The sequence below is a fragment of the Kitasatospora sp. NPDC088351 genome (genome assembly GCF_040685575.1).
In the GTDB taxonomy this organism is placed as follows: Bacteria; Actinomycetota; Actinomycetes; order Streptomycetales; family Streptomycetaceae; genus Kitasatospora.
Genome location: NZ_JBFBIL010000004.1, coordinates 63,396 through 87,581 on the forward strand (window position 1 = coordinate 63,396; position 24,186 = coordinate 87,581).

Below are 24,186 nucleotides of genomic sequence, written 5' to 3' on the forward strand. Positions count from 1 at the left end.
ATCGATCACCGGCGGACCGACCGCCGGCGGGGCGGGCGGCAGGGGCGGCAGCGGAGGCGCCGGCGGACGTACCGTCGGCGGGCTCGGGCTGAACGGCGGCCCGGGGTGCGGGTTCCACTGGCCGGGGGCGGCGAGGGTGTGGTCCATCGCCAGATTGTCGAATCGCCCCCGCCGCCGACGGCAGCCCCTGACGGTGCCTCAGCCGTCCTCGCCGTCCCAAACCCACCCAGCCGGTGAACTCCCCGCCGTTCCCCCGCGAACGAACGACCACGGAGGGGCAATCTGTTCGGGCTTGTGACCACGACCGCCGACGCACCCTCGTCCCGGGTGTAAACGTCGTGGCATACTCCGGGGCGTGACGACTTCCACGCACGCGACGAGGGCCCTGCGGGCCGCGGTGTTCACCGCGTTCGCCGTGCCGCTGTCCGCGCTGGGGCAGGTCGTCATCACCGGTCGCCCGCTGCCGCTCACCCTGGTGGTGGCCGCGACCGCGGTCGTCTTCCTGGTCGCGGCCGTGCTGGCCGGCCGGGAGCGCCGGCTGGTGCACATCTCGGCCGTGCTGGTCCCGGTCGAGCTGATGCTCAACACGACCTTCAATCTGGGCCAGGCCGGCTGCGGCCCGGCCCTCGGGGCGGAGCACGCCCCCGCGCGCGGCATGAACCTGCTGGTGTGCGGCGGCGGTTCGGTCGACGGGTCGCTGTTCTCCGGGCAGTTGGGACACACCGGGCCGCTCGCACCCGCCGTCACCCAGCTGCTCGTCCTGCTGGTCCACCTGCTGGTCGCGCTGGCCGCCGCCGTCTGGCTGCGGCTGGGCGACGCCGCCCTGTCGGGCCTGGCCCGCTCGCTGCGCGCGTTGCGCCAGTCGCTCGCGGCCCCGCTGCGCGCCCTGTTCCTGCTGCTGGCCCCGGCTCCGGTCCGGCCGGTGCTGCGGGTGCCGCTGCCGGTCTCGGACCGGCCGCGGCCGCGTCGCGAGGCCGTGGTGCTCAGCCCGGCGCCCCGGCGTGGCCCGCCGTCGGCCTTCGCGCCCGCCTGCTGACGACCCCGCCGCCACGGCGGCCCCGGGAGCACCCGGACACCCCCGCAGGCGGTGTGCCACGCCCGAGCAGACCAGTCCGAGCCCCCTCGTGCCCGCCGGCGCCCCGCGCCGCGCCGAGGCGGCGCCCCCGCGCACACCGCGCGCCCCGTACAGGAGTTGACCCACCATGGCCCAGTCCAGCAACAGGCAGCCGAACCCGAACAGCAAGCAGGCCAAGCGCGTCAGCGCCCGCGAGCGGATCCAGGAGGCGCAGCGCCAGGAGCAGCAGGCGGCCAAGCGCCGCCGGCTGACCGTCGTCGCCGTCTCGGCCGTCGCCGTGCTCGCCATAGCGGGCGGGGCGGCGGTGGCGATCAGCTCGGCGGGTGACGACAAGTCCTCCGCCGCCGAGCCCGCCGCGCCGACCGCGCTGGTCGTGCCCGCCAACACCACCGGCCCGGACGGCACCCTGGTGGTGTACGGCAAGGCCGACGCCCCGCACACGCTGCAGGTGTTCGAGGACTTCCGCTGCCCGGTCTGCAAGACCTTCGAGGCGACCAACGGCGACACCGTCAAGAAGCTGGCGGACGACGGCACGGTCAAGATCGAGTACCACCTGGCCGCGTTCCTGGACAAGCCGCTCGGCGGCAAGGGCTCGCGCACGGCGCTGGCCGCTGCCGGCGCCGCGCTGAACGAGGGCGTGGACAAGTTCAAGCAGTTCCACGACGTGCTCTACGCCAACCAGCCGGACGAGCGCCAGGACGCCTTCGGCGACGTCAACCACCTGCTGGACCTGGCCGGCCAGGTGCCGGGGCTGAAGACGGACGCCTTCGTCAAGGCGGTCAACGACCGGACGTACGCGCCGTGGGCGACGAAGGTCGCGGACGCGTTCAGCAGCAGCGGGGTGACGGGCACGCCGACGGTCAAGCTGGACGGCAAGCCGATCACGCTGTTCAGCGGCAACCGCGCGGTGACGCCCGAGGAGTTCACGGCCCAGATCAAGCAGGCCACGGGCGCGCAGTGAGCACCACCGGCCCGGCCGATCTCCGGCCGGGCCGGTCCCCTTCACACCTACCGGAGTGCTCTGCCATGACCGCCCCGACCACCGTGAACCCCTCCCCTCCCGTGGCCGCCACCACCCCGCCGAACCGCGCGCCGATCGGCGCGGGCCGGGTGTACTCCCTGTTCCTGCTGATCGGCGGGCTGATCGGGCTGGCCGCCTCGGCCGTCCTGACCTTCGACAAGCTCCGCATCCTCGAGAACCCGTCGTACATACCCAGTTGCAACATCAACCCGGTGATCAGCTGTGGTTCGGTGATGCGCACCGAACAGGCCGAGGTCTTCGGTTTCCCGAACCCGCTGCTCGGCCTGGCCGCGTTCGGCGCGCTGACGGCGATCGGCGCCGGGCTGCTGGCGGGCGCCGCCTACCGCCGCTGGTTCTGGCTGGGTCTGCACGCGGGCACCCTGCTCGGGGTGTTCTTCGTGCACTGGCTGATCGACCAGGCGCTGTACCGGATCGGGGCGCTCTGCCCCTACTGCATGGTGGTCTGGGCCACCGTGATCCCGCTCTTCTGGTACACGACGCTGCACAACCTGCGCACCGGTGTCATCCCGGTCGGCCCCCGGCTGCGGCCGGTGGTCCGCGAGGCCGCCCGCTACCACTGGGCGCTCCCGGTCCTCTGGGCGGCCGTGATCGCCCTGCTGATCCTCAACCGCTTCTGGTACTACTGGAGCACCCTGCTCTGAGCCCCGGCGGCCCCACCGGCCTGTCGTACCGGGGCTGTTCTCGACATGGACCCGGCTTGTTCACGGGGTATCGAGTACAGCCCTCCTCCGCTGCTAGAGATGACCTGTTCCCGTCAGCGCCCGGCGCTCGCCTCGATCGCGAGCACCGGGCGCTGACGGGCTCCATCCGGCGAGAGGAGGTGACCAGGATGAAGAAGATCGCCATCCGCAAGGCGGGCTCGGTCCGTCTGACCAGCGCTGCGGCGCTCTACGGCGGCGCCCCGTGCGGGCCGACGTGGCCCCCGATCCCGCTCCCCGCGTAGTCGCGAGCGGCTCGGACCGGCGGTGGCCCCGGGGATCCTCCCGGAGCCACCGCCGCGTGCCACGAGCCGTCCTGCGGTCGGTGTCCCGGTCATCCGCTTGGAGGAGCCATGCCAGACAGGCCGGCCACGGCCGAGCCCGGCGAGCAGCAACCGCCGCAGGCCGTACGGCAGCCACCGGAACCGGACCGGCCTCTCACCTTCCACGAGCTCGTCTTCCAGCCGGACGGCGACGAGGTGACGGTCGGACGGCTCGACGAGGGGACCTTCGTGGTCCTTCCCGCGGACGGCGCGGCACTGCTGCGCCGGCTCGTGGACGGGATGCCCCGCGCGCAGGCCGCGCGGTGGTACACCGAGACCTACGGCGAGACGGTCGACCTCGCCGACTTCGTCGCCGATCTCGGCGAACTCGGCTTCCTGCGGCCGCCGGGCGAACCGGCGGCGCCGCGCCCACCGGTGCGCTGGCAGCGGCTCGGCCGGGCGGTGTTCTCCCGCGTCGGCGCGGTGCTGTATCTCCTGCTGCTGGCGGCCTGGTTGACCGCCGTGGTCCGCTCCCCCGACCTGGCCCCCGGCTACCGGCACCTGTTCTTCACCCCGTACATGTCGGTGCTCGTCGCGGTCATGTTCCTCGCCCAGGCGCCACTGATCCTGCTGCACGAGGCCGCGCACGCGCTGGCAGGGCGCCGCCTGGGCCTGCCGTCCACCCTGTCCGTGGGCCGGCGGCTGTACTTCGTGGTCTTCCAGACGGCCCTGGACGGGCTGGTCGCGGTGGAACGCCGCAAACGGGTGCTCCCGATGCTCGCCGGCATGCTCACCGACGTCGCCGTCCTCGCCTCGCTGACCCTGCTGGCCGCCGCCACCCGCACCGCCGACGGCGGCTTCTCCCTGATCGGCGGCGTGGCCCTGGGCCTCGGGTACTCGACCGTGCTGCGGCTGCTGTGGCAGTGTTTCTTCTTCCTGCGAACCGATGTGTACTACCTCGTGGTCACCGTGCTGGGCTGCGTCGACCTGCAGACGACGGCCAAGCAGCTGCTGGCGAACCGGTGGGCGCGGCTGCGGGGCCGCCCCGAGCCGTACGCCCCGGAGAGCTGGCACCCCCGCGACCGCTCGGTGGCCCGCTGGTACTCGGTCCTGATGGCCGTCGGCTACACCGCCGCCCTGGCGACGATGGCGGTCAGCCTGCCCCCGATCGTGGCCAAGGCGTACGGGACGGTGCTCACGCAACTGTCCGGCGACCCGGCGCACCGCTGGGCCGGGCTCGCCGACAGCGTCCTGTTCCTGCTGATGACCGTCGGTGAACTCACCCTCGCCACCGTGCTGTTCCTGCGGGAGCGGCGCACCCGGCGCACCGCCCGCACCGCGGCCGGCCTGCCGTTCCCGTCCTGACGTCCCCCCTGGAGGGCCCATGTCCATCACCTCCGCCGACCACGCCGCGCCGACGGGTGGCGGGCGGCACGTCCTCGTGGCCGGTCGGCTGCGCCGGGACCGTGCCGCCGCCCGGGAGCGGCTCGGCGTCCCGGCGCCCCTGCTGCCGGAGATCTCCGCGCACCGCAGGCTGCGCGGCCCGTACACGGCCGCCGGCACACTGGTCCGGGGGCTGCTGCCGGACGCGCTGGCGCGGCGGCCTGAGCTGGTCACCGCCCACGAGGTCGAACTCCTCACCGTGGCACCGGAGCTGCGCGACCGGCTGCCCGCCACCCGGGAGACCCTCACCTCGCTGGCCGTGCCCCAGGAGCGGACCCGCTTCTACTCGCGCCGGCGCACGCTGCGGATCGCGCACGGGCTGCAGGAGTTCCTGGCCGAGCTGCTCACCGCCGAGGGGTACGGCACCCGTTCCCTGGTCGTCGAGGACCTCGACCACGCCGACCCGACCGATCTGGAGTTCCTCTCCGTCCTCCTGCGGCGCACCGACCCGGCACTGCTGACCGTGCTGGCCGGGGGCACCGCCGCACTGCTCGACCCGCCGCCGGCCGATCCCGCGGTGGAGCCCGGCACCCCGCCCGGCGAGAACCTGCCGCTGGTCCTGGCGCTCCACTGCACGCGGATCGACGCCCCGGCGGCCGCCCCCGCCGTACCGGACGAGACGGACGAGACGGACGAGGCGAACAGCCGGGCGGCGGCGGCCCGTTACATCGCCGGGGACGCCACCGACGACGACCCGGCCGCGCTCGCCGCCTACCTCCGCCTCCCGGCCGGGGAACGGCAGGCCCTGCACGACCAACGGGCCGAGGCCCTGCTGGCCGCCGGTGAGAGATCGGCGGCACTGGGCGCCGTCCCGTACCACCGCGAACACGGCAGTGACGTCCTCGGCACCGGACTGCCCGCGCTCGCCGAGGCGATGGACGCCTGCATGCTGCTCGGCTTCTACGACGCCACCCTCGACCTGTGCCGCCGGGGCCGCGCGCTCTGCGATCCCGAACGGCACCCGGAGGCCTGGTGGCACTTCACCGGCAAGATGCCGACCTCGCTGTCCGCCCTCGGCCGGGCCGACGAGGCCGAGGCGATCTGCGACGAGGCCCGGGCCCGGTCGCGCAACCCCGCCGTCCACATCCAGTGCGCGTACGCGACCGCCATGCTGTTCACCAGGCACCGCGCACCCGACCGCCGCGACCACGACCGGGCCCTGGGCTGGATCAACGAGGCCATCGCCCTCGCCTCGCTCCTGCCCGACCGCCGCCAGCGCGCCTTCAACACCGTCTTCCACAACAACGGCCTCGCCCTGATCGAGGCGCACCTCGGCCACCCCGAGGCGGCCCTCGAACTGGTCACAGCCGGCCTCGCCGAGCTCGACCGCGACCTCGGCCACGACGAGCACAGCCTGCACCGCTCCGTCCTGCGCCACAACCGGGCGACGGTGCTCGGCGGACTGGGCCGGCTGGACGAGGCCCTGGACGACCTCCGCGCGGTGATCGCCGCCGATCCGCACTATCCGGAGTACCACTTCGATCTCGGCAACCTGCTCCGGTCGCGGGGCGACGACGAGGCCGCGCTCGCCGCCTACGAGACGGCGCTGCGCCTCGGCCCGCCGTTCCCCGAGGTCTACTACAACCGGGGGGACGTCAGGAACGCGAACGGCGACACCGAGGGCGCCCTCGCCGACTTCGGCTATGTGCTGGTGCTGGACCCGAGCTTCGTCGACGCCTACGTCAACCGGGCCGGGATCCTGCTCGACCTCGGCGATCCGGACGGCGCCGGGCGGGACGCCGCGGCCGGGCTCGCGCTGGACCCGCAGAACCCGCACCTGCTGGCCGCACTCGGCCGGGTGCACGCGGAACGCGACGAGCACAAGGCGGCGCGGGAGGCCTTCGACCGGGCCCTGGCCGCCGACCCGCACCTGCTGCCCGCCCTGTGCGGCCGGGCCACCGCGGCCTGCCAACTCGACGATCTGGAAAAGGCCCTGACGGATCTTCACCAAGCGGTCGAGCTCGCTCCGCAGGACCCGGCCGTCCGGTACAACCGCGCCTTCGTCCTGCTGAGGGCCGACCGGTGGGACGCCGCACTCGCCGATCTCGACATCGCCGCCGAGCTCCTTCCGGAGGACGATGACGTCCTCGCCGCCCGCGCCGAGTGCCTGGCGCGGCGCACGGCCATGACCGGCTGACCGCCGGTGCCGGGCCGCACCCCCGCGGCCCGGCACCCGGGCAAGACCTAAGGGATCCAGCGGCCGACGACGCTACGGGTGCGGCTCAGCACGGCGACCGCCAGCCGCGCCACGGCGTCGGAGAGCGGCTTCTGGTCCGCCCCGCCCTGGCCCGCCCCGCCCTGGCCCGCCCCGGCCGGCCGCGGGTCGGCACCGGCCGTCATCCGCCGCGCACGCCCGGCCATCGCCCGCTGCCGCACCACCAGGAGCGAGCCGGGCGGCAGCCCGAAGGTCTCCTCGTACGAGCCGACCAGCGCCTCGGAGGGTATCCGCCGACCCATTTCGATGTCCGAGAACATACTGTGCGCGCTGTATCCCAGTCGCCGGGCAAGCGCCCGCATCGAGAGGCCGCGCTCCAGCCGCAATCGGCGCAGGACAATTCCTAATTCCCGCTCGGCGAATTCGGAATCCGCCCCGGAGGCCAGCGGCGGGCGGCCCGCCGGCGTCACCGGCGACCTGCCCGGCGGCCATCTGTCACCGCGTCTGGCGCTCTCCGGATTCTGCAATACCATGCCATCACCACATTCTCGGATAGGTCCGCGCAGCGCACGCTCTCTGCGCAATGCAGTGCGGCGCCCGCCGGGGCCGGGCCAGGCCGCAACTGGCCCCCGAACAGGGACGATGCACCGCGACGGGCAGGGGTGGCACCAACCCCTCCCCCCGGGGCGGCGCCGGGACAAACACCCCCCAGATATCTGGGGGGTGCCGACGCACGGCCATTCCGCTGCCGGTATTTCGCAGCGTAAGCCGGTGTAACAGCCGCATAACACGCATCAGCATGCCGCTCACCGGCGCGTGCGTCAATGGCGAATACCCCGCCCCGCGCCACTGCGAGCCGGCGTGCGGACCGGCGCGGCGGAATATCGGTGAAACTCCCCCAGGAGTTCCCAGGCGTCGCCCTCCATCCCACGCATCCCGCCGGACGCAACCGGACGCGGCGGAGCCCTCGGTGGGGTGTCAGCCGAAGACGGCCCGGCGGAAGGCGTTGCGCAGGTCGGTGAGCGGCTGGAGCTCGCGGTTGTAGTGGACCTTGTTGGTGAGCAGCAGCGCCCAGCGGCCGAGCCGGAGGCTGATCCAGATCCCGGTGCCGGTGAAGCCGTAGTGGACGAAGGTGCCCTCGGCGGGGTCGGTGCCGGGGGCACAGAGCCAGGAGAGGCCGCGGGCGGGGGCGAGACCGCCGGTCTGCTCGCGCAGCGACTCGGCGGCCCAGGGGGCGACCCAGGGCAGCGCGGACGGCGGGTCGAGCAGCGCGGTGAGGAAGCGTTCGAGGTCGCGGGCGGTGGAGAAGGCTCCGGCGTTGCCGCTGACGCCGCCGAGCAGCCGGGCGGACGGGTCGTGGACGATGCCGCGCAGGTGGGCACCGGTCGCCTCGTCGTACTCGGTGGGCGCGGCGCGGGCGGCCTCGTCGGGGGCGAGCGGGCCGAACCGGGTGTCGGCCATGCCGAGCGGGCGCCAGACCTGCCGTTCGGCGAGTTCGCCGAGCGGGGCGCCGCCGAGGTGCTCGACCAGGTGGCCGAGCAGGACGGCGGCGCGGTCGGTGTACTCGACGGCGGTGCCGGGCGGGCGGTGCAGTGGGGCGGCGAGGACGCCGGCCCGAACGGCCGCCCGGTCGCGGCCGTAGAGCGCCTCGAAGTTGGTGCGCAGCGGCATTCCGGCGGTGTGGGTGAGCAGGTGGCGCGCGGTCACCACGCCGACCGGCCGGCCTGCGGCCGCCGGCCAGTAGTCGCCGAGGGGCCGGTCCAGCGGCAGGCGCCCGGCCTGCCGGAGAACGCCGGCGCAGGGCCAGAGCGCGATGATCTTGGTGAGGCTGGCGAGGTCGTAGAGCGTGTCGTGGTCCGCCTCCAGCCGGGCGTACCGGCCCTCCCCGAGGACGCCCCGACGGCCCCGGCCGCGTGTACCGCCCGCGTCGCCGACGGCCCAGACCGCACCGGCTCCGACCGCCCGCAGGCCGTCCGACACCAGCCGGTCCAGCTCCCCGCCGGGGGCGGCGAGGACGGCGAGCGGGGCCGGACCCGGTTCGCCGCCCGGCGGTTCCTCGTTCATGCGCGCCCCCGCCCCGTCGTCCGCCGGCCCGCCGCCGGCCGACCCGCCGGGAGCCTACCCAGCGGGCGTGGACTCAGACGGTGACCGCGCCCGCGAGCCCCTGGCCGGCGAACTCCTTGCCGAGGCAGATGCTCTGCGGGTGCTCCCGGTAGATGCCGAACTTCTGGATCGGCCGGTACCCCTCGGAGCCGTACAGCGCGACCGCCTCGGGCTGCTCGGTGCCGGTCTCCAGCACGAAGCGGGTGCGTCCGGCCTCGACGGCGGTCTGCTCCAGCCGGCGCAGCACCGCCCGGGCGAGGCCCCGGCCCCGGGCGGTGGGGACGACGAACATCCGCTTCAGCTCGGCGTCGCCGTCCCGCAGCCCGTGCGGATCGGCCTGCTTGGCGCGCCAGCCACCGCAGGCGGCCGGCGCGCCGTCCAGGTAGGCGATCAGGAACAGCCCGGCCGGCGGCTCGAAGTCGTCGGGGTGCAGGACCGTGAGGTCGCCCTCGCCGTAGCGGCGGACGTACTCCTCCTGCACCTCCGCCGACAGTCGCTGCGCGTCCGGGTGGCCGTAGCCGGTGATCCGGAACTCGACGGTGCCGGCCCTGTCGCCCCTGTCTTCCTGGCCGCCCCTGTCGTCGCGCTGGACGGCGGCGGTGCCCGTGGTGCTCTCCATGGTTGAAAAGCCTACGACCTGCGGTCAGCGGCCCTCGAACCGGGCGACCAGCTCCTGCTTCCCGAACATCACGGCGGTGTCGACGGCGGACGGGCTGCCGGCCTTCGGGTCGGCGCCGCCGTCCAGCAGCACGGTGAGCACGTCGTCGGCGCCCTTGAAGACGGCCCCGGCCAGCGGCGTCTGGCCCCGGTCGTTGGCCCGGTTCGGGTCGGCCCCGCGCTCCAGCAGCGCGCCGACGGTGGCGGCGTGACCGTGGTACGCGGCGAGCATCAGCAGGGTGTCGCCGCGGTCGTTGGAGAGGTTGGCGGGCGCACCGGCGTCCACATAGGCGGCGAGGGTGGCGGTGTCCCCGGCCCGGGCGGCGTCGAAGAGCTTCCCGGCCAGCTCGATCACCTCGGCGTCCGGGGCGTCGGCGGGCGGCCGGCTGGTGGCGTCGGTCATGACGGACCCTGCTTTCGTGTCGTGGGTGATGCGGCTGTGGGTGGCGCGTACGCACCGTAGCGGCCCGGTGCACGGATGATCCAGCACGCGTCCGGCGGCCGGACGGCGGTATTCCCCCGCGCGGCACCCGGGCGTGCGGGCCACGCCGCCGTTCGGGCGACTTCCCGGCACCCCCGGAAGCCTCCCGCCCGCCCGCCGGGAATGCCTCGGCGCGCCGGACCGGGGCGACAAGACGCCCCCCGTCCAAGGCGGTTCACCTGCCTCCACCCGGCTCACCGGCCGGTATTGGCCAGGAAGACCACCCATTTGCACCGTTCCATCATCTATTACTTTTTGTCACGATTGTGGCACTTTCCGTCATGCCGTCCCTGTCCCCCTCCCCGAGGAGCAGATCGTGATCCTCTCGATTTCCGGCATCGTCCTGTTCGGCACCATCGCCTTTCTCTTCTTCCGCAGGGACGGACTAAAGGTCTCCCACGCCGTCGTCTGCGCCCTCTTCGGCTTCTATGTCGCCGGTTCCTCGATCGCGCCGAGCATCACCGCGGGCGGCGCGAGCCTGGCCAGCCTGCTCGGCGGCCTCAAGTTCTAGCGCTTGCCTGACAATTCCCGCCGCAACTCCCCGGCCGGGCCCGGGCGCGGATCCCACCGCCCCCGGGCCCCGTCGTTCACCCGGGCCCGGCCGCACCCCGCACCCGGGCCGACCCCCGCACCACTCCCGAACCCGACCGTCCCACTCGCCCGGGGAGCCAAGGAATGCCGCTCAAAGGAATGCCGCCCAACCGCCGTCTCAGCAAGGGCCTCGACCTCGCCCGCACGGCCGGCGACCACGCCTCCGACATGTTCGCGCCGCTCACCGTCATCGGACGCGGGCTGCGCCACCACATCGGCTGGGCCAAGGACCGCTGGCAGGCCACCCCGAAGGATCGGCGCGGGCCGACGCTCTTCCTGACCGCCGCGATGCTGCTCGGCATCTACCTGCTGCCGCACGGCCTGCTGTTCGCCCTGGTGGCACTGATGGCCAGCGCGGCCTGGGCCGGACGGTCCCCGAAGGGACCGCCGGGGCCGCCCGAGCCGAACGCCGCCGACCTCAAGCTCGGCGCCCTGTACGCCGCGCTCACGCCGTACCTGACCGGCCCCGATGACCTCAACCCGCTCTACCACCACGAGGGCCGCTACCAGGACGTCTTCGGCGCCTGGGAGTTCGACGGCGACGGCCGGCTCTCCCGGCTGGAGCTGGTCTACCCGGCCTACTTCACCGACACCGAGCCCGCCGCCCGGACCCGGATCGAACAGGTCGTCCAGGGCAAGGCCGGCCGCGCCCGGGAGTACCGGTTCGACTGGGACGAGGAGTCCAACCGGCTGCGGATCACCGCGCTGGCGCCGCTGCCGACCGACATCGCGGCCCAGCGGTTCGTCACCGCGCCCGGCGAGATCGTGCTGGGCTTCACCGACGAGGAGGGCAGTGCCCGGACCATCCCGGTCGGCCAGGGCGGGACGATCGTCCAGCAGCCGCCGGTGGTCTGGCGCACCGGGCCGCGCTCGGCCGAGCCGCACCTGCTGGCGCTGGGCGTGACCGGGTACGGCACCTCCAGCCTGATCCGCTCGGTCGCGCTCCAGGCGCTCCCGTTCGGGGACCTGGTGGTGATCGACGGCGCCGGGACCGGCGAGCACGCCTGTCTGGTCAACCGCCCCGGTGTGCACACCGTGGAGACCAGCCTGCACGGCGCGCTGGCCGCACTGGAGTGGGCCGCCGGGGAGACCGAGCGCCGGCTGGCCGCGCTGAACGCCGCCCGGCACGCCGGGGTGGCGCCCCCGGAGGACATCACCCGGCCGCTCTGGCTGCTGCTGGACCACCCGACCGAGCTCAGCGAGCTGGCCCACGCGGAGGGCCGCCCCGACCCGCAGGACCTGCTGGAGCTGCCGCTGCGGCACGGCCGCGCCGCCCGGGTCACCGTGGTGATCGCCGACGACATCGAGGCCCGTGACCGGATCACCCCGACCGTCCGGGCCACCACCCGGGCCCGGGTGACGCTCGGCCCGACCGGCCCCGCGGAGGGGCAGGCCGCACTCGGCACACCGCTGGACATCGTGCCGGCCGCGCACGCCCCCGCCGGGCGCGGCTATGCCCGGATCGGCGCCGGCGCACCGGTCCGCCTCCAGGTGCCGGCCACCGTCGACCCACTGGACGAGGACGCCCCGGCGCAGCTGCGCGAGGCGGTGATCGCCCTGCTGCCGCACCGAGACACCCGGACCGAGGCGGCCGCGCCGGTCGAGGCGCCGCCGCTCCCGGCCGGGCCGCCCCCGGCGGTGCCGGTGGAGCTGGACCCGGAGGCCGGACCGGTCGACCTCGCCAAGGGGCACCCCACCCTGCGCTCCCGCCCGCTCGGCTGAACGGGGCCGTCCGGACGGCCTTCGGCCGGGGCGGCGACGGGCGTCGTATCCCGTCCCGGTACGCTCCTCACGGAAAGCCCGATCGATCACCGCATGTGAAATAGGTGACACCTGGGGTGATATCACCGACCAGATGTGACAAATCGGGCGCTGGTGGGTACAAACAGGGACGGCACGACAGACGACGCATGTCCCGGGACGGGAATCTTCGTCGGAAGCCGAGCGTTGACCGAACGACGAAGAACAGCGACCACTAGTCCTGTGGGCCATAAGCCCGGGAGGCACGATTCATGAGCGAGCGAGCTCTCCGCGGCACGCGACTCGGGGCCACTAGCTACGAGACCGACCGCGGTATCGATCTGGCTCCCCGCCAGACCGTCGAGTACGCATGTCAGAACGGACACCGATTCGAGGTTCCTTTCTCGGTCGAGGCCGAGATCCCCTCGGCCTGGGAATGCCGTTTCTGCGGCCAGGAGGCAGTACTTCTCGACGGTGATGAGCCGGAGGAGAAGAAGACCAAGCCCACACGCACCCATTGGGACATGCTGATGGAGCGCCGGACGCGCGAGGAGCTGGAGGAGGTGCTGGCCGAGCGGCTGGCCGTACTCCGCTCCGGAGGGATGAACCTCGCGGTACACCCGCGGGACACCCGTAAGAGCGCCTGACCCCGCTCCCGCCCACGGCGGCGGGAGCACGCGAAAAGGGACCCTGGCCACCAGGGTCCCTTTCGCGTTGCCCGAAACCGGCTCCCGCCCGGGGAGCCGGGGCGACGGGACCGGAAGGCGGGGCGGCCCGGCGCGGGCCGCCCCGGCCGGGTCAGCCCTTGATCGGGGGCCGGTAGGTGGTGTCCGGGCCCTGCGGGCCGGCGCCGGGCTCGACCACCTCGCCCTGGATCACCTTGCCGTCCGGCCGGTGGATCCGCAGCTGCTCCTGGAGCCGCACGGCGTCCGCCAGCGGGTCCGCGCCGGTGGCCGCGGTGCTGCGCAGCGCCTTGTCGGCGAAACGGCGCCCGGCGGCCCGCCAGAGCGCCCGGGTGGGCGGGAAGATCAGGGTGAGCGCCAGGGCGTCCGAGAGGAGGCCCGGGACGATCAGCAGCAGGCCGGCCAGGACCGTCATGCTCGTCCCGGTCTGGGCCTGCTGCGGCTTCGGGTCACGGCTCTGTTCGAGCGCCGCCGACAGCGCCTTCGCCCCGGCCCGCTTGATCAGCGAACCACCGATCACGGCGCCGGCTATGAGCAGCAGGAGGACGGTGAGGCCGCCGAGCCGCGAGCCCACCTGGACCAGCAGCCAGATCTCCAGCACCAGCCAGGCGGTGATCAGCAGCGGCAGCACCCGCCGGAGCTTGCCGCGCGGGGCCGGACGGGCGGGGGTAGCTTGCTGGGTCACGGTACGAATCCACTCCAAGCGGTGCTCTGCGCGCCGCACGGGAGGTCCGGGCCGGCTACGGCACCACCTGGTGCAACGATCCTCAGGTGGCGGGTGTTCCGGCGGCGGGGCGCCGGCGGCGGCCGATCAGCACGGCCGCGCCGCAGGCCAGCAGGCCCGCGACGGCCAGCGTCCACTCGGGCGCGGCGCCGACGCGGTCGGCGACCGTGGTGCCGTCGCGCAGCGGGACGACGGCTGACAGCTCGGCGGCGGTCAGTTCCTCGGTGCGCTGGACCACCGAGCCGTCGGGGGCGATCACGGCGCTGATGCCGCTGGTGGCGGCGATCAGGACGGCCCGGCCGTGCTCGACGGCGCGCAGCCGGGACATCGCGAGCTGCTGCTCGGGCTGGCCGGTCTTGGCGTAGGTGGCGTTGTTGGTCTGGACGACCAGGACCCGGGCGCCCTTGTCCACGGTGTCGCGGACGATCTCGTCGTAGGCCACCTCGAAGCAGATCACGTCGCCGATCCGGGCCGGGCCGAGCTGCATGACGCCGTTGTGGTCGCCGGGGTAGAAGTCGCGGGCGACCCGCTGGAGGCGGGTGATCACCTTGGCGAGCTGGTCGCGGAACGGCACGTACTCGCCGAACGGGACCGGGTGCTGCTTGGTGTAGGAGGCGCCGGGACCGGTCTTCGGGTCCCAGACGATGCCCTCGTTCTGGACGTGCCGGCTGTCCGGGCCGTCGACCAGGGTGCCGACCAGGGTGGGCACGCCGATCGCCTTCACGGCCTCGTCGATGCGCTGGTAGGCGAGCGGGTCGCTGAACGGGTCGAGGTCGGAGGAGTTCTCCGGCCAGATCACGATGTCCGGGCGCTCGACCCGGCCGGCCTCGATGTCGGCGGCGAGCTTCTCGGTGGCGGCGGCGTGGTTGTTGAGGACCATCATCGGGCGGCCGAGGAAGTCCATGCCGGGGTTGGGCACGTTGCCCTGGACGAGGGCGACCTTGACCGTGTCGGCGGGCGCGGTGGGCACCGGGACGAGGTAGCCGGCCAGCAGGGCGGCGACCGCGCCGAGGGCGGCCAGCGCGGCGGCCCTCGGGGCCCTGCGGGGCCCGCGCAGGCGCAGCGCGGCCCAGGCCAGCAGGGCGCCGCTGAGGGCGACGGCGAAGGTCACCAGCGGGGCCCCGCCGAGCGCGGCGAGTGGGGTGTAGGGGGTGGCGGTGTTGGCGAAGGCCAGCCGGCCCCAGGGGAAGCCGCCGAGCGGGAGCCGGTCGCGCGCCCACTCCTGGGTGATCCAGAGGCAGCCGGCCCAGAGCGGCCAGCCGGGCAGGCGGGAGGTGACGGCGAGTCCGGAGCCGAGCGCCGCCAGGAAGAGGGCCTCGATGACGGACAGTCCGACGGTGGCGTCCCAGCCGATCACCCGCAGCCAGCTGAGCAGCAGCAGGAAGAACGGCAGGCCGAAGGCGAAGCCCGTCCAGGCGGCCTGGCGGGCGGTGCGGCCCCGGGTGAGCAGGGAGAGCGCGGCGACGCCGACCAGGGAGAGCGGCCAGAGGTCGAACGGCGGGAAGGCCAGGGCGAGCAGCAGCCCGCCCAGCACGGCCAGGCCGGTGCGGGGCAGCCCGGCGCGGACCTTGGCGAGGGCGCGGGCCGCCCGGCCGGGCCGGGGGGCCTGGTCGGGCGACTGGGGCGCGGTCCCGGACCGCTCCTGGGTGACGGGCATGGCCACCGGCGCACCATCTCTCTGGGGGAGCCGCCCCGCGGACCCGGGGGCATGCATGTTCGGACGCTGTCCGAAGAAGGTACCCCGGAAGGACACGGAACCGTGAGGTCAGGGTGGTAGCGACCGGGGCCGCCGCGAGGGTCTGACGACAGACCCTAGGCCCCGGCGGCCAGGTGGACGGTCCGGCCGCGGACGACGGTGCGCAGGCAGGCCGGGAGCGGACGGCCCGGGGTGAGGTCGGGCAGGCCGGGAGTGCCGGAGCGCGGGTCGGTGGACCAGCCGGCCACCCGGGAGTCGGGGGCCTGGACGACCAGGTCGTCGGCGGCCCAGATCGCGTAGCTGGCGACCGCCCCCGGGACGAGGACGCCGTCCTGGTCCCGGCCGAGCGCCCGCCAGCCGCCGCGGGTGTGCGCGGTGAAGGCGGCGCGGACCGAGATCCGGTGCTCGGGGGTGCGGTGGAAGGCGGCCGCGCGGACGGTGCCCCAGGGGTCGAGCGGGGTGACGGGGGCGTCCGAGCCGAAGGCGAGCGGGACGCCGGTCCGCAGCAGGGCGGCGAAGGGGTTGAGCGCGGCGGCGCGCTCGGCGCCGAGCCGCTGGACGTACATGCCGTCGGGGCCGCCCCAGGCGGCGTCGAAGGCGGGCTGGACGGAGGCGGTGAGGCCGAGTTCGGCGAAGGCGGCGACGGAGGTCTCGTCCAGGGCCTCGGCGTGCTCGACGCGGTGGCGCCGCGCCTTGACCCGGTCGGCGCCCACCCGCTCGCCGGCCGCCCGGACGCCATCGACGACGGCGGCGACGGCGGCGTCGCCGATGGCGTGGAAGCCGGCCTGGAGGCCCGCCTCGGTGCAGGCGGCGACGTGGTCGGCGACCTGCTCGGCGCTGAGGTAGGAGGTGCCGGTGTGGTCGGCGTCGGCGTACGGGCTGTGCAGGCAGGCGGTGTGCGAGCCGAGCGCGCCGTCGACGAAGAGGTCGCCGCCGGCGCCGACGGCGCCGAGCCGGCGGGCGGTCTCGACACCGCCCAACTCGCCCCAGTAGCCGAAGACTTCGGGGGTGTCGCCGTCGGCGGCGAGGGCGAGCAGGGCGGCCAGGTCGGTTTCGGAGGAGATCTCCGGGCCGGCGCACTCGTGCAGCGAGCCGATGCCGAGTTCGGCGGCGCGGGCGAGCGTGGCGCGCTGGGCGCGGCGGCGCTGTTCGGGGGTGAGGTGGGCGAGCGCGGTCTGCCGGACGGCGTGGTGGGCGTCCCGGGTGAGCGGGCCCTCGGCGGCGAAGCCGGGCCGCCCGGCCAGGCCGTCGGTGAGCGCGCGCAGCGCGGTGGTGGCGAGCGCGGAGTGCACGTCGGTCCGGGAGAGGTAGACGGCGGCGCCCCCGGCGGCCGCGTCGAGTTCGGCGAGGGTCGGCGGGCGGCCCTCGGGCCAGCCGGTCTCGTCCCAGCCGTGGCCGATGAGCACCCCGCCGGCCTCCGGCCGGTCGGCCGTGAAGGCGGCGACGGCGTCGAGCGCGGCGGCGAGCGAGGGGCTGCCGGTGAGGTCGAGGCCGGTGAGCGCCAGACCGGTGGAGGTGGCGTGCACATGGGCGTCGGCGAAGGCGGGGGTGACCAGTGCGCCGTCCAGCTCGACGATCTCGTCCGCGACGTCGGTGTACGCCTCGGCGGCGCCGTCGCTGCCGACCCAGGCGACGTGCTCGCCCTCGACGAGCATCGCGGTCGCGAAGGGGTCGGCGGGGCTGTAGACGGCGCCGCCGCGCAGCAGGACGGTCCGGGGGGTGCGTTCGGTCATGCGGCTAAGTCTGCACCTTCCCGCCCGCCCGTCCTCGGGCCGGGGGCCCACGGGTTCGTGGTCGGAGCGTTTCGGGGTGCCCGGCCGGGCCGCACCGCCGGAGCCGGCCGGGGCCGTGCGGTCAGAACTTCGGGGGGCGTGCCTCGTAGGGGGTGGAGAGGACGACGGTGGTGCGGGTGGAGACACCGGCCGCGCTGCGGATGCGCGCGAGCAGGTCCTCCAGGTCGCCGGGGGCGCCGACGCGGACCTTGAGGATGTAGTTCTCGTCCCCGGCGACGCTGTGGCAGGCCTCGATCTCGGGCAGGCCGGCGAGGCGTTCCGGTGTGTCGTCGGGGGCGCTGGGATCGAAGGGTTTGACCGAGATGAACGCGGTCAGCGCCAGATCGACGGCGTCGGGGTCGATGATCGCGGTGTAGCCGCGGATCACCCCGCGCTGTTCCAGGCGCCGCACACGCTGGTGCACCGCCGAGGTGGACAGGCCGGTGGCCTTGCCCAGGTCCGTGTAGCTCATCCGGCCGTCCTCAAGGAGCAGCTGGACGATGCGTTGGTCGAGATCCTCCACAAGGCGCAAACCTACCGGGTCGGGGGCGCGCGGGGCGCCGCGATGGGCGCACCCGGTGTCACCGGCGGTGGTGCGGGGTGCCGACCGGGCACATGCCGGACGAATGTGGCCAAGGACACACCTGGTGCATCACAGTGCAACAGGCCGCAGGGTTATGAGTCCGTGTCGCAGGGAAGTGCTGGTTGTGGCCCCGGGCGACCACGCCGGGCCCGATCCGAGGGGGATCACCATGCCTGCAACTGACCAGCGTTCGCTGAGCGCCGACGACGCCCACGATATGACCGGCCGCGAGGATCTCGCGGTCGCCCACGGCCCTGCGCCGGGGGTCGACCCCGGTGAGGGCGAGACCTGGGAGATCTTCCGGGTCCACTGCCCCGAGTGCCGGCGCCCGATAGCCCTGGTGGGCGACGAGGAGCGGCTCCCGCAGCACGCGGTGCTGCCGACCGCCTGGCACCCCTTCTCCCCCGCCCTCTGCCCCGGTTCCGGCACGTCGGCGGACGACCTGGCGGAGGTCGAGCCGACGGCGGACGCCGACGCCGACAGCCTGGAGGCGCTGCTGACGCTGCCCTCCGAACTCGACTGGCGCACCCAGCCGTTCTCGCACGCCGTGGCCCACCGCCCGGTGCGGACGGTGCCGGCCCCGGCCATCCCGGAGCAGCGCGGCCGGCTCGTCCGGCGCTGACCCCGCGGCCCCACCGCGCAGTCGACGGACGGCCACCCCGTGCAGGCGGGGTGACCGTCCGGCCCGGCCCCGGGCCCGCCCTACGCCTCCGGGCGTCGCTCCGCACCCTGGAGTGACGCCCGGAGGCCGTTTCCCGGGGGCTGCCCGGAGGCCGCCCCCGGAGGTCAGTCCTTGGTCAGGTGGCGGCCGATGACCAGGCGCTGGATCTGGTTGGTGCCCTCGACGATCTGCAGCACCTTGGCCTCGCGCATGTAGCGCTCGGCCGGGAAGTCCTGGGTGTAGCCGTAGCCGCCGAGCACCTGGACGGCGTCGGTGGTCACCCGCATCGCGGTGTCGGTGCAGAACAGCTTGGCCATCGCCGCCTCCTTGGAGAACGGCAGCCCGGCATCGCGGCGGCGGGCGGCGGTCAGGTAGAGCGAGCGGCCGGCCTCGATCTGGGTGGCCATGTCGGCGAGCATGAACGACAGGCCCTGGAACTCGGCGATCGGCCGGCCGAACTGCTTGCGGGTGCCCGCGTACTCCACCGCGAGGTCGAGGGCCGCCTGGGCGACCCCGATCGCGCAGGCGGCGATGCCGAGGCGGCCGGAGTCCAGTGCGGCGAGCGCGATCTGGAAGCCCTGGCCCTCGGTGCCGACCAGCCGCTCCCGGTCGACCCGGACCCCGTCGAAGTGCAGCTGCGCGGTCGGCGAGGACCGCATGCCCATCTTGTGCTCCGGCGGGGCGGCCGAGAGGCCGTCCGCCGTGCCGGGCACCAGCAGGCAGCTGATGCCGTGCGGGCCCTGCTCGCCGGTGCGGACCATGGCGCTGTAGAAGTCGGCCTGCCCGCCGTGGGTGATCCACGCCTTGGTGCCGCTGACCACGTACTCCTCGCCGTCCAGGTCGGCGCGGGTGCGCAGCGCGGCGGCGTCCGAGCCGGACTGCGGCTCGGAGAGGCAGTAGGCGCCGAGCTGCTCGCCGGAGAGCATGCCGGGCAGCCAGGCGGCGCGCTGCTCCTCGGTGCCGAAGGTGGCGAGGGCGTGGCAGGAGAGGGTGTGCACGCTGACGCCGAGGCCGATGGCCAGCCAGCCGGCCGCCAGCTCCTCCAGGACCTGCAGGTAGACCTCGTAGGGCTGCTCGCCGCCGCCGTACCGCTCCTCGTACGGGAGGGAGAGCAGGCCGGCCGCGCCGAGGGTCCGGAACACCTCGCGCGGGAAGCGGTCGGCGGCCTCGTCCTCCGCCGCGCGCGGCTGGATCTCGCGCTGGACCAGGTCCCGGGTGAGGCTCAGGAGTTCCCGGGCCTCCTCGCTCGGCAGCTGGCGGTCCACGGCTTTCGCAGGGGCGGGGGTCATGGCGGTTGGTCGCCTCCTCGATCGGGCACCGGGCCCAGGCGTGGCGGGCCCGACGCGGGTGTGGCAGGTCGGCCCGACCGGCACCGGGTTACGGTGAACGGCCGTTCACATGCGTGGCGAAGTGAGTATGCCCGATCGGGGCGCTGCCGTCACGACCTGCGGAGAATCACTGTCCGTACTGGAGTGCGAGCCGCCGTAGGGTTGCCGTTGTGGCTGCTTCCGTGACCCCTCACCCCCCGCTGCCGGGCAGGACCGCCCTCGCCGCCGACGACGCCCTGGGCGCGCTCGCCCGGGAGCTGCGCGCGCTTCCGCCGTCCTGCGGGCCGGTGCGGCTGGTCGCGGTGGACGGGCACGCGGGTTCCGGCAAGACGACCTTCGCGGGCCGGCTGGCCGGGGCGCTGGGGGGTGCGCCGGTGGTCCATCTGGACGATCTGGCCACGCACGCCGAGCCGTTCGGCTGGACCGGGCGGCTGCGCGGCCAGGTGCTGGAGCCGCTGGCCGCCGGGCGGGACGCCGCGTACCAGGTGTACGACTGGACGCTGCGCCGGTTCGCCGGGACGGCCGTGGCGCCCGTCGCCCCGGTGGTCCTGGTCGAGGGGGTCGGCGCCGGGCGGCGCGGGGTGCGGCCGTGGCTGGCCCGGGTGATCTGGATGGAGCTGGCCGCCGAGGACGCCCGGCGCCGCGGGGAGGAGCGCGACGGCCCGGCGCTGGCGGAGTTCTGGGCGGGCTGGGCCCGGGCCGAATCCGCGCATTTCGCCGCCGATCCGAGCCGCCCGTACGCCGGGACGAGGGTCGACGGGGTGACCGGCCGGATCGCGCCGGGCACCGTCGGTGAACCTTCAACAACCCCTTGACCTGCGGTATCGCCAGGACTTACGTTCTCCCCAGTTGCCGGACTTCTTGATCGCGCAACACCGGACGCGGCATCCCCGGCTTGTTCCCCCGTGAGCCGGGGATGCCGTTCGGCCCCTCCCCCACCCGGCCCTCGGCCGCCCCGGGCCGGCCCCCGCGGCCTCCGTGATCGCCCAACGACCGCACCCCCGATCACATTTGACCCGGTGCGACACCCTTCCGGATCAGCGTCGCGCCGGTACGATTCCTGGAGGCGCATATGCGCCCCGGGGCTGTCGACCTCGGGCCGGCTCTCCGCACCCGACCCGCCGGCCGAGCCCCGAGGCACACCGCGGGGGGCGTGAGTGACGACGGTGGACAGTTCCGACGGCAACAACGCGGGCGGCCCGGGCCCGAACCGGCTCGCCGACCGCGCCTGGCTGCGTGCCATGGACGCCTACACGGCGGGCGCGTACGCCCGCGCGGAGGAGGAGTTCCGGGTGGCCGTCCGGCTGGACCCGGGGATGGCCGACGCCTGGCTCGGCCTGCACGCGCTGCGCAGCGACACCTCCGGCGCGCTGCTCGCGATGTACCGGCACCAGAAACGTTTCGGTGAGCAGCGCCGACGCCACCAACGCCCGCTCAGTTCCTGGTACTGGCTGGGCTGGTGGGTGCAGCCGGTGCTGGAGAACACCCGCGACCTCACCCTCGCCCATGCCTCGCACTGGCTGGACGGCCGCCATCTCGCCGAGCTGGAGCGGGCGTTGGAGCAGTGTCCGGCGCCCGCCGAGGATCCGTCGGCGCGCTTCCTGTACGCCTGCCGGTCCTATCTGCTCAAGGACTGGGAGCAGTTGATCCGGGACACCGACCGGCTGCTGGACGACCCGCTGCTCGGCATCGAGGCCGGACTGTTCGCGGGCATGGCGCGGGTCCGGCTGGACATGTGCGCGCAGGCGCAGGCACCGCTGGCGGCCTCGCTCGCCCGCTGCCGCTCCGAGCAGCCGCAGCGCAAGGAGTTGCGGTACTGGCTGGCGCGCTCGTACGAGGGGGCGGGGCGCAGCGCTGCGGCGCTGCCGCTCTACCGGGCGGTGCACCGGGCCGATCCGGCGTTCATGGACACCGCGGCCCGGCTGGCGGCGATCTCGGCCGAGGACGGTGTGGTCGACGCGCTGCTGGACGCCGCCGGTGCGGCCGGCCGGGAGACCGGGAGGCCGGGCGAGGCCTTCGACGACGCGGAGTTGGACGGTACGGGGATGGAGGCCGCAGGAGTGGACGCGGCCGACTTCGGGGCGGACTTCGGGGTCGGGTCGTACCCGGCGGAGTTCGGCGGGCCGGCGCAGGCGCCGGAGGAACCGGAGGCGGAGGCGGCTGCCGGGTCGGCCGTTCCGGTGCCGCCGGACGGAACGGCGGCACCCGTCGGGAGCGGTGGCGCCGGTGAGCCCGGCGGGCCGGGCGACACGGCGGAGGCGGGCGCCAACCAGGGCGCCGGGGCCCCGCCGCTGGCGGCCGGTGAACGCTCCGGCTCGCCGCTCCCGCCCGCCCCCGCCCCGCCGGGGGCCGGTACCGGTCCGGCGGCGGCACCTGGCGGGGCGGCGGCGCCCCGGACGGCGAGCCCCTTCACCGCCGAACGCGGCGGCGACGAGCGGGAGTTGGACGCCGCACTGGCCGAACTCTCCCGGATGGTCGGCCTGGAGCCGGTGAAGCGGCAGGTCCGGGCGCTCTCCGCGCAGTTGCGGATGTCCCGGCTGCGGACCGAACAGGGCCTGCCGGTGCAGCCCCCGAAGCGCCACTTCGTCTTCTCCGGCCCCTCCGGCACCGGCAAGACCACGGTGGCCCGCATCCTCGGGCGGGTCTTCCACGCCCTCGGGCTGCTCTCCGGTGACCATCTGGTCGAGGCCCAACGGGCTGACCTGGTCGGAGAGTTCCTCGGCCAGACCGCGGTCAAGGCGAACGAGCTGATCGACTCCGCACTGGACGGTGTGCTGTTCATCGACGAGGCGTACAGCCTCTCCAACTCCGGCTACAGCAAGGGCGACGCGTACGGCGACGAGGCGCTGCAGGTGCTGCTGAAGCGGGCCGAGGACAACCGCGACCGGCTGGTGGTGATCCTGGCCGGCTACCCGGAGGGCATGAACCGGCTGCTGGCCACCAACCCCGGCCTCAACTCCCGCTTCACCACCCGGGTCGACTTCCCCAGCTACCGCCCCGGCGAGCTGACCGCGATCGGCGCGGCCCTCGCCGACCGGGACGGCGACGGCTGGGACGAGGACGCGGGCGAGGAACTGGCGAGCATCTGCACCCATGTGGTCCGTGAGGGCTGGATCGACGACCTGGGCAACGGCCGGTTCATCCGCACCCTCTACGAGAAGTCCTGCGCCTACCGGGACCTGCGGCTCTCGATGCTGCGCGAGCCGCCGGGCCGGGAGGACCTGGCGACGCTGCGGCTGCCGGACCTGGTCCAGGCGTACGGCGAACTGATCGACGGCCGGGGCTGAGCCTCACGCCCCGGCCGTCGCACCCCGGCCGTCACGCCCGAGTCTTACAGCCCGGCCGGCCGGGTCACCCCTGGAGCAGCCGCGCCTCGCGCACCGGGTCGAGACCGACCGCCGGGCGGTCGGCCCGCTGCGGGGCGGTACCGCCGATCGAGCGCAGCCAGGACCAGGTGGACTCGACCGTCTCGGCGACCGGCCGGCAGCGCAGCCCCGCGGCCACCGCACGGCCGACGTCCGCCCCGTGCAGGAAGTCGCACAGTTCGCCCGGCGGCAGCCAGATCGGCAGCTCGGTCCACGGCTCGACGCCGGCCGCCAGAATCCGCTCGGGGTCGGTCCAGCGCAGCTCGGCGTCGGAGCCGGTGGTCCGGACGCAGGCCTCCAGCAGCTCCCCCATCGTGGCGTGCCCGGCCTCGCTGACCAGGTTGTACGGGCCGCCGAGGCCCGCCGCGACGGCGTCCAGCGTCCAGCCGGCGAGGTCGCGCGCGTCGATGTACTGAAGGCGCAGGTCGCGCGGGCCGGGGGCGAGCACCGGGCCGCCGCGCGCGATCCGGTCCAGCCACCAGGGCAGCCGGCCGATGTTCTCGTACGGGCCGAGGATCAGCCCGGCGCGGGCCAGCAGCGCACGCTCGCCGAACTCCGCGAGCACGGCGAGTTCGCCGCCGCGCTTCGCCTCCGCGTACGGCACCTCGCCGTCGGCGTCCGGCGAGGCCGCGACCACCGGGGCGTCCTCGTCCGCCCCGGCGGCGACCGGGGAGTCGTACACCGACCGGCTCGACACGTACGCGTAGTGGCCGACCCGGCCGGACAGCAGCCGCGCGGTGTCGCGCACCGCGACGGGCGCCCAGGACCAGGTGTCCACCACCGCGTCCCACTCCCCCTCGGCCAGCGCGGCCAGCCCGCCCTCGGCGGTCCGGTCACCGTGCAGGCTCGCCACCCCCTCCGGCGCCGCCTGCGACCCCCGGTGGAAGGCCGTCACCTCCCAGCCCCGTGCGAGCGCCTCCGCCGCGACGGCGCGGCCGACGAACTTCGTTCCACCCAGCAGTAGCAGCCTCATGCCGACCACCCTGCCTCCGGGCGGCCGGAATGGGAACAGCCGCACGCTCTGAGCGGAATCGCCCACAGCTGAAAGCCCGTCACCTCTGTGCCGGGACGGCGGGGCGGCGGGCCCGGAAACGGCACCGGACCGGGCACCCCCACGGGGCGCCCG

21 protein-coding genes are annotated in these 24,186 nt (G+C 74.7%); 11 read left to right on the forward strand and 10 right to left on the reverse strand.

The window, feature by feature from the left end; all coding sequences use genetic code 11:
- Positions 1 to 355 precede the first annotated feature (355 nt).
- The 5 genes from AB0P06_RS04350 to AB0P06_RS04370 all read left to right on the forward strand — a co-directional run bounded on the left by AB0P06_RS04350 (position 356) and on the right by AB0P06_RS04370 (position 6,658).
- Complete coding sequence (locus tag AB0P06_RS04350; protein ID WP_363604988.1) at positions 356 to 1,036, forward strand: hypothetical protein; 681 nt, start codon at positions 356 to 358, stop codon at positions 1,034 to 1,036.
- A 166-nt stretch (positions 1,037 to 1,202) separates the two neighbouring features.
- Complete coding sequence (locus AB0P06_RS04355) at positions 1,203 to 2,036, forward strand: thioredoxin domain-containing protein (RefSeq protein ID WP_363604989.1); 834 nt, start codon at positions 1,203 to 1,205, stop codon at positions 2,034 to 2,036.
- Positions 2,037 to 2,101: 65 nt separating this feature from the next.
- A complete protein-coding gene (locus tag AB0P06_RS04360; protein ID WP_363604990.1) occupies positions 2,102 to 2,758 on the forward strand; it encodes a vitamin K epoxide reductase family protein in 657 nt (218 codons plus the stop codon).
- 410 nt (positions 2,759 to 3,168) lie between these two features.
- The gene (locus AB0P06_RS04365; protein ID WP_363604991.1) at positions 3,169 to 4,443 is read left to right on the forward strand and encodes a hypothetical protein; all 1,275 of its coding nucleotides are present in this window, start codon (positions 3,169 to 3,171) and stop codon (positions 4,441 to 4,443) included.
- Between the two features lie 19 nt (positions 4,444 to 4,462).
- A complete protein-coding gene (locus tag AB0P06_RS04370) occupies positions 4,463 to 6,658 on the forward strand; it encodes a tetratricopeptide repeat protein (protein WP_363604992.1) in 2,196 nt (731 codons plus the stop codon).
- 47 nt (positions 6,659 to 6,705) lie between these two features.
- Here the strand turns inward: AB0P06_RS04370 and AB0P06_RS04375 are convergent, their stop codons facing one another.
- The 4 genes from AB0P06_RS04375 to AB0P06_RS04390 all read right to left on the reverse strand — a co-directional run bounded on the left by AB0P06_RS04375 (position 6,706) and on the right by AB0P06_RS04390 (position 9,839).
- A complete protein-coding gene (locus tag AB0P06_RS04375; RefSeq protein WP_363604993.1) occupies positions 6,706 to 7,209 on the reverse strand; it encodes a helix-turn-helix domain-containing protein in 504 nt (167 codons plus the stop codon).
- 445 nt (positions 7,210 to 7,654) lie between these two features.
- Positions 7,655 to 8,740, reverse strand: coding sequence for a serine hydrolase domain-containing protein (locus AB0P06_RS04380; protein ID WP_363604994.1), 1,086 nt, complete (start codon positions 8,738 to 8,740; stop codon positions 7,655 to 7,657).
- A gap of 73 nt (positions 8,741 to 8,813) precedes the next feature.
- Complete coding sequence (locus tag AB0P06_RS04385) at positions 8,814 to 9,398, reverse strand: GNAT family N-acetyltransferase (RefSeq protein ID WP_363604995.1); 585 nt, start codon at positions 9,396 to 9,398, stop codon at positions 8,814 to 8,816.
- A 24-nt stretch (positions 9,399 to 9,422) separates the two neighbouring features.
- Positions 9,423 to 9,839, reverse strand: coding sequence for an ankyrin repeat domain-containing protein (locus tag AB0P06_RS04390; RefSeq protein ID WP_363604997.1), 417 nt, complete (start codon positions 9,837 to 9,839; stop codon positions 9,423 to 9,425).
- Between the two features lie 394 nt (positions 9,840 to 10,233).
- On the opposite strand from AB0P06_RS04390, the gene AB0P06_RS04395 reads away from it, so the two are divergent.
- From AB0P06_RS04395 to AB0P06_RS04405, 3 genes are all read left to right on the forward strand, one after another.
- The gene (locus AB0P06_RS04395; RefSeq protein WP_063346460.1) at positions 10,234 to 10,428 is read left to right on the forward strand and encodes a hypothetical protein; all 195 of its coding nucleotides are present in this window, start codon (positions 10,234 to 10,236) and stop codon (positions 10,426 to 10,428) included.
- 164 nt (positions 10,429 to 10,592) lie between these two features.
- Positions 10,593 to 12,230, forward strand: coding sequence for a hypothetical protein (locus AB0P06_RS04400; protein ID WP_363604998.1), 1,638 nt, complete (start codon positions 10,593 to 10,595; stop codon positions 12,228 to 12,230).
- A 290-nt stretch (positions 12,231 to 12,520) separates the two neighbouring features.
- Positions 12,521 to 12,895, forward strand: coding sequence for an RNA polymerase-binding protein RbpA (locus AB0P06_RS04405; protein ID WP_030396357.1), 375 nt, complete (start codon positions 12,521 to 12,523; stop codon positions 12,893 to 12,895).
- A 151-nt stretch (positions 12,896 to 13,046) separates the two neighbouring features.
- Here AB0P06_RS04405 and fxsA read toward each other — a convergent pair whose 3' ends face one another.
- The 4 genes from fxsA to AB0P06_RS04425 all read right to left on the reverse strand — a co-directional run bounded on the left by fxsA (position 13,047) and on the right by AB0P06_RS04425 (position 17,646).
- Positions 13,047 to 13,616 (reverse strand): FxsA family membrane protein, encoded by a 570-nt coding sequence (gene fxsA / locus AB0P06_RS04410; protein WP_363604999.1) that lies wholly within the window; start codon positions 13,614 to 13,616, stop codon positions 13,047 to 13,049.
- Between the two features lie 82 nt (positions 13,617 to 13,698).
- Positions 13,699 to 15,312 carry an apolipoprotein N-acyltransferase gene (gene lnt, locus AB0P06_RS04415; protein WP_363605000.1) on the reverse strand — a complete coding sequence of 538 codons (1,614 nt, stop codon included), beginning with the start codon at positions 15,310 to 15,312 and terminating at the stop codon, positions 13,699 to 13,701.
- Positions 15,313 to 15,467: 155 nt separating this feature from the next.
- A complete protein-coding gene (locus AB0P06_RS04420) occupies positions 15,468 to 17,084 on the reverse strand; it encodes an amidohydrolase family protein (protein ID WP_363605001.1) in 1,617 nt (538 codons plus the stop codon).
- A 121-nt stretch (positions 17,085 to 17,205) separates the two neighbouring features.
- Positions 17,206 to 17,646: an Lrp/AsnC family transcriptional regulator gene (locus tag AB0P06_RS04425; RefSeq protein ID WP_363605002.1), complete on the reverse strand. Its 441-nt coding sequence runs from the start codon at positions 17,644 to 17,646 to the stop codon at positions 17,206 to 17,208.
- A gap of 229 nt (positions 17,647 to 17,875) precedes the next feature.
- Between AB0P06_RS04425 and AB0P06_RS04430 the strand changes: the two genes are divergently transcribed.
- Positions 17,876 to 18,328 (forward strand): hypothetical protein, encoded by a 453-nt coding sequence (locus AB0P06_RS04430; protein ID WP_363605003.1) that lies wholly within the window; start codon positions 17,876 to 17,878, stop codon positions 18,326 to 18,328.
- 164 nt (positions 18,329 to 18,492) lie between these two features.
- On the opposite strand, the gene AB0P06_RS04435 is transcribed toward AB0P06_RS04430, so the two are convergent.
- A complete protein-coding gene (locus AB0P06_RS04435; RefSeq protein WP_363605004.1) occupies positions 18,493 to 19,656 on the reverse strand; it encodes an acyl-CoA dehydrogenase family protein in 1,164 nt (387 codons plus the stop codon).
- Between the two features lie 239 nt (positions 19,657 to 19,895).
- On the opposite strand from AB0P06_RS04435, the gene AB0P06_RS04440 reads away from it, so the two are divergent.
- Both AB0P06_RS04440 and AB0P06_RS04445 read left to right on the forward strand, forming a co-directional pair.
- Positions 19,896 to 20,510, forward strand: coding sequence for a hypothetical protein (locus AB0P06_RS04440; protein ID WP_363605161.1), 615 nt, complete (start codon positions 19,896 to 19,898; stop codon positions 20,508 to 20,510).
- 426 nt (positions 20,511 to 20,936) lie between these two features.
- Positions 20,937 to 22,982 carry an AAA family ATPase gene (locus AB0P06_RS04445; protein ID WP_363605162.1) on the forward strand — a complete coding sequence of 682 codons (2,046 nt, stop codon included), beginning with the start codon at positions 20,937 to 20,939 and terminating at the stop codon, positions 22,980 to 22,982.
- Between the two features lie 64 nt (positions 22,983 to 23,046).
- On the opposite strand, the gene AB0P06_RS04450 is transcribed toward AB0P06_RS04445, so the two are convergent.
- Positions 23,047 to 24,033, reverse strand: coding sequence for an NAD-dependent epimerase/dehydratase family protein (locus tag AB0P06_RS04450; RefSeq protein ID WP_363605005.1), 987 nt, complete (start codon positions 24,031 to 24,033; stop codon positions 23,047 to 23,049).
- Positions 24,034 to 24,186: the final 153 nt, after the last annotated feature.